Source organism: Pseudomonas sp. URMO17WK12:I11, assembly GCF_007677725.1.
Lineage (GTDB): Bacteria > Pseudomonadota > Gammaproteobacteria > Pseudomonadales > Pseudomonadaceae > Aquipseudomonas.
This window is the reverse complement of record NZ_VEDF01000030.1, coordinates 1-2,170: the sequence shown is the minus strand read 5'-3', so window position 1 is coordinate 2,170 and position 2,170 is coordinate 1. Positions and strand designations below refer to the sequence as shown.

At 66.2% G+C, this 2,170-nt stretch carries 2 protein-coding genes; both read left to right on the top strand.

All coding sequences use genetic code 11. The features are described from left to right. Nucleotides 1–273, top strand: a 273-nt coding sequence (locus tag FS665_RS23090; RefSeq protein WP_178108397.1) for a phosphopantetheine-binding protein, incomplete at its 5' end; no start/stop codon positions are given. After that, the coding region (locus tag FS665_RS23085) for a condensation domain-containing protein (RefSeq protein ID WP_145193650.1) at nt 266–2,170 on the top strand (1,905 nt) is incomplete at its 3' end. The genes FS665_RS23090 and FS665_RS23085, both read left to right, overlap by 8 nt.

The window sequence follows — 2,170 nt, the reverse complement described above, 5'->3', positions numbered from 1 at the left end:
CGCCTGGCCGGCATCTGGCAGGAGGTGCTCAAGGTCGAGCAGGTGGGCCTGAACGACAATTTCTTCGAACTGGGCGGGCACTCGCTGCTGGTGGTGCGCCTGGTATCCCGAATCAAGACCGAGCTCTGCGTCGAAGTGCCGATCCAGGACGCCTACCTCGCCGACGACCTCGGCGCCTTGGCCGCCTTGGTGACACGCAACGCAGGCCCGGCAGAACACGATTACGACGCCATTTTTGACGCCTTGGACGAACTGGAGGCATTTGATGCTTAAGCAAGGGACCCAACAGGGCAATGAGCTGGTCCAGCGGATCAGCGGGCTGAACCATGACAAGCGCGTGGCCCTGTTCAAACGCCTGCTGGACAAGGGTGTCGATGTGGGCCGCCTGCCCATCGTGCCCCTGGCTGACGGCGAGACCCTGCGCCTTTCCCACGCCCAGCAGCGTCAGTGGGTGCTCTGGCAACTCGACCCGCAGGGCGCCGCCTACAACATGGTGACGGTGCTGCGCCTGCGCGGGGTGTTGGACCTCGACGCCCTGGGCCAGGCATTTACCGACCTGGCGGCGCGCCACCAGACCTTGCGCACGCGTTTTTTGCTCGATGGCGACGGGCAGCCGCGCCAGTGCATCGACCCGCTCGGTGCACTGGACATCGACATCCGTGACCTGGCCCAGACCGACGAGCCGGCGCTGTTGGCCGCCATCGAGGCCGAGGCCATGCGCCCGTTCGACCTGGAGACAGGTCCGCTGTTGCGAGTGGCGTTGCTGCAGGTGGGCGAAGGTGATCGGGTACTGGTCCTGACCCAGCACCATATCGTCTCGGACGGCTGGTCCATGCAGTTGATGGTCGATGAGCTGATCACCTTGTATCAAGCCCATTGCCAAGGCGTCGCGGCACAACTGCCCAGCTTGCCGATCCAGTACGTCGACTACGCCGGCTGGCAGCGTCAATGGCTGGCGGCAGGTGAGCGCGAGCGTCAGCTGAACTACTGGACGCAGCGCCTGGCCGGTGAGCAAGGCCCGCTGGAGCTGCCGTTCGACCGCCCACGCCCGGCGCGGCGCAGCAGCCAAGGCTCGCGGCATCTGCTCGAGCTGCCCCCGGCGCTGTTGCAGGAGGTTCGGCAACTGGCCCAAGCTCAAGGCTGCACCCCGTTCATGCTTCTGCTGGCCTCGTTCCAGTTGCTGTTGCATCGCTACAGCGGCCAGGCTGACATCCGCGTTGGGGTGCCTTCGGCCAACCGCAACCGTGCCGAGACCGAGCGCCTGCTCGGCTTTTTCGTCAACACCCAGGTGCTGCGCGCGGATGTCGATGACCAGGCCAGTTTCCTCGACCTGCTCAAGCAGGTGCGCCAGGCGGCGCTACAGGCCCAGGCTCATCAGGACTTGCCGTTCGAACAGCTGGTCGAGGCGCTGCAGCCCGAGCGCAGCTTGAGCCACAGCCCGCTGTTCCAGGTGCTGTTCAACTACCAGGTGAGCGAGGGAGCGATCAGTGATGGCGTGAAGCTGCCGGGGCTGGAGGTGGCGCAGGTGCAATGGGCCATGCCCAGTGCACAGTTCGACCTGAGCCTGGACTGCGTTGAGCATCCCCAGGGCTTGAGCGCTTCGCTGATCTACTCGACCGATCTGTTCGATGCACCGCGTATCCAGCGCATGGCGGCACACTGGCAGAACCTGTTGCGCGCGATCGTCGAGGCGCCGGCGCAGCGCATGGGCGATCTGCCGATGCTCGATGATGACCAGCGAGCGCTGGCGATCACTGGCTGGAATGCCACCCAGCGCGCTTACCCCGGCACGCCGTATGTGCACCAGTTGTTCGAACAGCAAGCCTGTCGCCAGCCGCAGGCACCGGCACTGACCTTCGCCGAGCGCACCCTGAGCTACGCCGAGCTCAACGCCGAGGCCAACCGCCTGGCCGCGCACCTGCGTGGCCTGGGCGTAGGGCCGGACGTGCTGGTCGGCATCGCCGCCGAGCGTTCGCTGGAGATGGTGATCGGCCTGCTGGCGATCCTCAAGGCTGGCGGCGCCTATGTGCCGCTGGATCCGGAGTACCCGCAGGAGCGTCTGGCCTACATGTTCGACGACAGCGGCATCGCCTTGCTGCTGACCCAGTCGCACCTGCGCCCAGGCCTGCCGATCCCTGACCGGCTGGCGGTGCTGGACCTGGACCGCGCC